General features: G+C 49.3%; 8 protein-coding genes and 2 pseudogenes. 6 read left to right on the forward strand and 4 right to left on the reverse strand.

What is annotated here, in order from left to right; genetic code table 11:
* The 3 genes and pseudogenes from AUK29_11275 (at position 1) to AUK29_11285 (ending at position 1170) form a co-directional block, all read left to right on the forward strand.
* Positions 1–230 (forward strand): annotated as a pseudogene (locus AUK29_11275) (hypothetical protein).
* Between the two features lie 347 nt (positions 231–577).
* Positions 578–859: a prevent-host-death family protein gene (locus AUK29_11280; GenBank protein OIP60564.1), complete on the forward strand. Its 282-nt coding sequence runs from the start codon at positions 578–580 to the stop codon at positions 857–859.
* The gene (locus AUK29_11285; GenBank protein OIP60565.1) at positions 856–1170 is read left to right on the forward strand and encodes a plasmid stabilization protein; all 315 of its coding nucleotides are present in this window, start codon (positions 856–858) and stop codon (positions 1168–1170) included. The genes AUK29_11280 and AUK29_11285 overlap by 4 nt, the downstream gene beginning before the upstream one ends.
* Positions 1171–1422: 252 nt before the next feature.
* Here AUK29_11285 and AUK29_11290 read toward each other — a convergent pair whose 3' ends face one another.
* The 4 genes from AUK29_11290 to AUK29_11305 all read right to left on the reverse strand — a co-directional run bounded on the left by AUK29_11290 (position 1423) and on the right by AUK29_11305 (position 3003).
* Positions 1423–1818 (reverse strand): hypothetical protein, encoded by a 396-nt coding sequence (locus tag AUK29_11290; GenBank protein ID OIP60566.1) that lies wholly within the window; start codon positions 1816–1818, stop codon positions 1423–1425.
* Entirely contained in the window at positions 1808–2002 is a 195-nt protein-coding gene (locus tag AUK29_11295) for a hypothetical protein (protein OIP60567.1), read from the reverse strand. The genes AUK29_11290 and AUK29_11295 overlap by 11 nt, the downstream gene beginning before the upstream one ends.
* 168 nt (positions 2003–2170) lie before the next feature.
* Complete coding sequence (locus tag AUK29_11300; GenBank protein ID OIP60568.1) at positions 2171–2362, reverse strand: hypothetical protein; 192 nt, start codon at positions 2360–2362, stop codon at positions 2171–2173.
* A gap of 17 nt (positions 2363–2379) precedes the next feature.
* Positions 2380–3003, reverse strand: a complete 624-nt coding sequence (locus AUK29_11305) for a hypothetical protein (protein ID OIP60569.1) — start codon at positions 3001–3003, stop codon at positions 2380–2382.
* Between the two features lie 273 nt (positions 3004–3276).
* Between AUK29_11305 and AUK29_11310 the strand changes: the two genes are divergently transcribed.
* The 3 genes and pseudogenes from AUK29_11310 to AUK29_11320 all read left to right on the forward strand — a co-directional run bounded on the left by AUK29_11310 (position 3277) and on the right by AUK29_11320 (position 5893).
* Positions 3277–3834, forward strand: coding sequence for a hypothetical protein (locus AUK29_11310; GenBank protein OIP60570.1), 558 nt, complete (start codon positions 3277–3279; stop codon positions 3832–3834).
* Positions 3834–4580 carry a hypothetical protein gene (locus AUK29_11315; GenBank protein OIP60571.1) on the forward strand — a complete coding sequence of 249 codons (747 nt, stop codon included), beginning with the start codon at positions 3834–3836 and terminating at the stop codon, positions 4578–4580. Before AUK29_11310 ends, AUK29_11315 begins: the two co-directional genes overlap by 1 nt.
* A gap of 19 nt (positions 4581–4599) precedes the next feature.
* A pseudogene (locus AUK29_11320) lies at positions 4600–5893 on the forward strand (hypothetical protein).

The raw sequence follows: 5893 nt of genomic DNA on the forward strand, positions 1-5893 counted from the left end.
CGGTCGGCATGAAAGGCATACGGCCGGCTGTTATCTCGGAAGAACTTGCTGCAGAGCTTGATGACTTTCTTTCCTTCAGACATGTGTTCAGGAATATTTACGGCTTTGAGCTGAAGGGAGAGCGGGTCATATATCTTTCCAAAAAATTTGATACGGTTGCTGAATGGTTTATCAGAGAGATTAAAACATTCCTGATATTTCTGGGAACGGAATTAAAGAGCGGGTTATGAGCGGGGGCAATCAAAGCTGACATTTCAAGTCATCTGAAAATCAATAAGGACGAGATTTTTTTTATGTAGGAGGGGTCTCGGATACCAATGTTATTGAGGACGGCCTTCACGGAATTTTGCCAGTTCAAGACATAACCACATTATATACTTATTTAATATTCGTCTCTCCTTACTAAAGAGGGGAAATTGAAATTCCTCCCTTTTCTTCATGAAAATATTTTACTTGCCGGATATGCACACGAAAAGAAAATAATTTGGGGAAATATTGGGTATTGACAAAATGGACAAATAAATGTACATTAAGATGCATATAAGACAGGTCGATGACTCGTAGAGAGGAGTACATTGTGACGAAGACATTACCCATTACCAAGGCCCGTTACAAACTCAAAGATCTTAGTAAGGAGTTTGCAAGGGAGAAAGAACCCGAGGCAGTTGCTGTCACAAGGCGAGGAGAGCCGATACTTGCAGTCATGCCATGGGATCTTTATGAGTCGTTAATAGAAACTCTGGAAATCATGGGTGATAAAGATCTAATGGAAGGTCTGCAACAAAGCATCCGGGAAATAAAGGAAGGGAAAACAATCCCATGGGAGGAGGCGAAAAATGATCTTGGGTTAGAAGGATGAGTTACAAAATAGTTCTCACCGAGAAGGCAAAAAAAATGCTTGCAGCTATTTCTGATCGCCGTGTAAGAGAGAAGATTGCCTATCGAATAGATGGTCTATCGCAAGATCCCGACAAACAAGGCAAAGCTTTGACCGGTGACCTCGCAGGATATCGAAGCATAAGGGCGGTTGGACAACGTTATCGTATTCTCTACCGTGTGGAAAGGAAGGAAGTGGTTGTTATAATAGTAGCGGTTGGCATTCGAAAACAAGGAAGCCGTTCCGATTTATATCATCTGGCCAAGAAACTTCTTCGTTTAAAATTACTATAATCTATATTCGCCTCACCTTTGTAAGCCGATGGCTCGTTGATGGGAGGATAGGCGGGGTAGAGCCAAGGTGAATCTACCTCTCCATTCCCCTTCTTACAAAGGATGGGAAAATGAAATGCCTCCCGGCGCCTGCCCTGAGCGCAGTCGAAGGGGCCTCCCAGTGCTGAATTATTGAAAATGCATAGCGAACGCATTCACCGCCCCTTGGGGGCGGGATTAGTCTTAAACAGGGCAAATGGGTTCCGGGCTCGTCTATTGGAACAGCTTGAGCGGATAGTGCTCGGCGATTCTTTCGAAGTGGCGATCCAGGGAATAAAGAGACATGCGATGCTCAAGTGCTGTTTGAGCAATAATCAAGTCTACGGCGCCGATGTGAATACCTTGTTTGGATAGATTGTGGCCCATGCTTCCTGCCTTGTTGTAGACCTCTTCATCGGTCTTGATATAATCGACGGCCTCCAGAAACTTCATGAGAAATCTAAGCTCCCTTTCGCCCTTGGCTCCTCTGTAGAGCTCGGTCACAACAATCCCTGACACAGCGGCGCTGTTGCGAACGAGCAATGGCTTCAGGGAAGCCGACACCGGGTCATTTCCCCCTCGGAAAAATTCAATCCACACGGGGGTGTCAACCAGGACCTTATCTTTCATGTCTTAACTTCTCCCAGTCGGCCATGAACTCGAGCTTTCCCTGCATGGCAATTGCTTCTTCAATGGTTTTCCTGCGGATGAACTCCTGCAATGCCATGATGACCGCCCGTCTCTTTGTATTGCTTTTTGAGAGCTTCATTGCCTCACGTATAAGGTCATTTGGGATGTCTAATGTTGTTTTCATTTTATATCTCCTCTGACCAAGTATATATATCTAATATATATATTTTATTACATATGTCAAGTCTATTTTCCAAATCGGATTCATAAGAAATATCATTTCGAAAGCATCGCTCACCTCTATCTTTCGGTTACGCATCCCCCGTCACAAGACCGCTCTCATATATTTGCATCAGAAATAACGCCGGCCGAGGTAGATGACGATCAATCCGGCTGCCATGACGGTGATGCCGAAGGTGCGGATCACGCCGCTCGGTATGGATGGAAGGCGTTTTGCCAGTTCTCTTATCTGATTTGGAAAAGCGAAGTATAAGATTCCCTCGAAGACCATGGCAAGCCCGAGAGCGGAGATGAAGAGTTTCAAGGCGTCTCCCTGGGGGATCAATCTGCATAAACGGTCACGATGAGTGAACCGCCGATGATATGAACCTCCTTGATGGTGCGGATCTGTTTTTCAAAGGGATTGATATCCAGGTCGTTCAGAATTTCAGGCATGAATTGCGGAGGGATTCGAAGGTCTCCAAGGAAAATCTCTTCAGGCTCGAAAACGATCTGGTTGGATCGAACGGCGGGTTTGGTTACGATCCGGAAGGCGATCTTGGCATTGCGAAGTTGCTTTGAGATAAAGTTCTCTTCCATGCCGCTTAAGGTTTTGCTGATGAACGGATTAAAAAGACCGGAAAAGATGGTCCGATCCTTGTCCAATTGCACATAGACCTTGAATACCCGGTCATTCTCCAGTTTTTGCTGAACCCATGAGTTGATTTCCATCCCCGTGAATGAGATGTCTTTGGTTTTTTTGAAATTGAAGGCCAGGGTTTCGTCAATGAGCATCTTGGTGATCTTTGCCTGGCAGCTTTCAGCGGCTTCAGTAGAGATGTCCGTGGCCGCAATCTTTACAGGTGAAAAAACCTTCATGGAAATATAAAGGATCCCCGAGACGATGCAGAGGAGTATAAGCAAAAAAATAATGAAAAGGGGCGATTTCTTCTTTTTAGCAGGCATTGCTTATCTCTCTTCCAAAATGTGAAGCGGACCTTTTAGAAAACAAAAGGATAAAATGACATCGCCACGACAATCCTTTTATTTTATTACTTAATCTTTTCCATAAGTTACTATACCTTATCGGCATAAGTCAACGTATTTCTATCATCGGATGATTTTTGTATTTTATTGGATCGGATTTCCATGTATGATCATGGCTGTCTCCGGGCATTCGACAGAGAGGGTATTTTCGATATGGAAAGGGGTTTTTCTTTATATTAGAGGAGAGAAGGGATGATCTGCAGGCTGATTGAACAGGAGATTCCTTATACGGGGAGGGAGCTTGCCTCCCATTGGGCGTTCAGGTCTTTTGGCCTTTTAGGGGACAGCATGGTGGCCTTTGCAGGCCCTTGTGACGTCGGTACCGACCGGATGGCGGATCTCGTGGATGTCAAAGCAGATGCGCCGATATGGAGCGAACGGATGCTGCACTTTATCGTGGAGCATTTCGGGTGCGGGCTCGAGACGGCGATCCTCCGGCAGAGGCTCCTGATCTGTATCATTCAGGAGATCCTCAACGGCGGATTCAAGGCGCAGATCATCCGGCGCAAGGGGGATGACCTGTACGAAGGGGATGCAAAGCTTTCGGTTTCCATTGCCGTGCAAAGCCCGGTTTCCTGCATGATTCACGTGGGTCTCAACATCGAAAGCCGGGGGACCCCTGTAAAGACCATGGGTCTGAACGATCTTGGCGTGGAGCCGAGGGCCCTGGCCAAGGACGTGATGGCCGGGTATCTCGATGAGTTAGAAGGGATGACGGAGGCGCGCTGCAAGGTGCGTGGAGTACCCTGATGGATGCTGCGGCTGAGATCATGGAGATATTCTCCTCGATTCAGGGTGAGGGACCGCTGGTGGGGGAGCGCCAGCTCTTTGTCCGGTTCTACGGCTGTAACCGTGCCTGTCAATACTGTGATACGGAGGCGTCCAAAGGTCCGGTCAGAGACTGCCTGATTGAAAAAACGCCGGGGCGCAGGGATTTTACCGCACGCCCCAACCCCCTGAGTGCGGAAGAACTCATCCGGATCATCCGGGACGCCGTGAGACACCGACACCTGCATCAGTCTCTGGTATTGACCGGCGGGGAACCCCTGCTCCATGCCGGATTTCTGTCCGCTCTGCTTCCGGCCGTAATCCGTGAGATCCCGGTTCTCCTGGAGACCAACGGTCTTTTGTATCATGAACTCGGAGAGATCCTGCCGTGGGTGGAGACCATCTCCATGGATGTCAAGCTCGCCTCGGCCACGGGCGAGGCCGAGGACTGGGAATCACACCGGCTCTTTCTGGACTTGGCGAAGACCAGGAAACTCTATATCAAGGCGGTGCTGACACCCCGTGTGACCGATGAGGAGATCCGTCTTCTATCCGATCTGATCGAGAAGGCCGATCCCGGGATCCCCCTGATCCTTCAGCCGGTGCACGGCGCCGAGGCTGATCCGGAATGGACCCGCCGCCTGCTCGACATTCAAGGCGCGTGCAAGGAGCGCCTCCGGAGCGTCCGTATCATCCCTCAGATTCATCAGGCGCTGAATATGCTTTGATCAACGGAAAGGAAAACGGATGACCCATCAAGAAAAGATTGCATCAAACGGATACGGCATTTTCGGGTTTATGCATCAATACGTTGTACTGATTGTGGCGGCTTGTCTGGGGATCGCCCTCTCTTTGTTTCTGTTCAACACTTCACGGACGTGGGAAAACAAAAAGATACAGGCGGAGTTTGAGAGGATTGCTGCGGACCATATCTCCGCTTTCAGAAAAACCATTCAAATCAATTTGCACGAGCTTGATGCGCTCCACGCCTTTTATCTCGGTTCTGAAAAGGTTGAACGGTTGGAATTCAGGAAGTTTGCCGAGCACATGATGGTGGAAAATCCATCCGTGCAGGCGCTGGAGTGGATTCCTCGTGTTCTCCAAAAGGAGCGGATCGTCTTTGAAGAGACGGCGCGAAGAGAGGGGTTCCAGGATTTCGAAATCAGCGAGATCAATGCGGCAGGCAAGCGGGTCAGGGCGGGCCGACGGGACGAGTATTTCCCCGTCTATTTTCTGGAACCTCTGAAGGGAAACGAGCGCGTCCTGGGGTTTGATGCCGCCACAAGGCCCGCTAGGCTTGAGGCCATGAACCTGGCTGCCGACACCGGAAAGACCGCAGCCACCAGAAGAATTCATCTCGTACAGATAAAAGAGGAAGAGTCCGCTATCCGGGTATTTCACCCGGTCTTCCGCAAAGATGCTGAGGTTGATACCGTGGAATTCAGGCGCGCAAATCTTTCGGGTTTTGTAGCGGGAGTTTATCGGGTCGGGGATATGCTGAAAAACAGCCTGATATTTTCCCATCCTCAGGGGATTGATATTTACCTTTACGACGACTCCGCCCCTGCAGACGAACGACTTCTATATTTCCATGCCTTTCGGACAAGGAAGGAATCCGTGCAGCCCGTTACAGATGAGACTCAGCTCAAATCAGGGATCTACTACGAGGAGCGCTTTGATGTGGCAGGCAGAACATGGCGGATGCTTTGCCGGACCACACCGGATTATGTCCATGCCGCAAGAACCTGGGAGCCCTGGGGGATCCTTGCGGCCGGGTTGATGTTTACGGCCATGATTTGCGGTTATCTCCTGATCAACCTGGTCCGGATGAACCAGATTAAAGGTCATGTCGAAGCGCTCAACAAAGCGAAAAAAGAACTGGAGCATGAGATCATCGAGCGCAAAGAGGCGGAAGAGGTCTTGAGGGAGAGCGAGGAACGGTTCCGGCAGTTGACCGAGGCCGCCTTTGATGGGATTGCTCTCTCTGAAGAAGGAAGGCTTTTAAAGGTCAATGAGTCCTTTGCCGCGATGTTCGGTTACG

It is taken from the genome of Nitrospirae bacterium CG2_30_53_67 (assembly GCA_001873285.1).
Lineage (GTDB): Bacteria > CG2-30-53-67 > CG2-30-53-67 > CG2-30-53-67 > CG2-30-53-67 > CG2-30-53-67.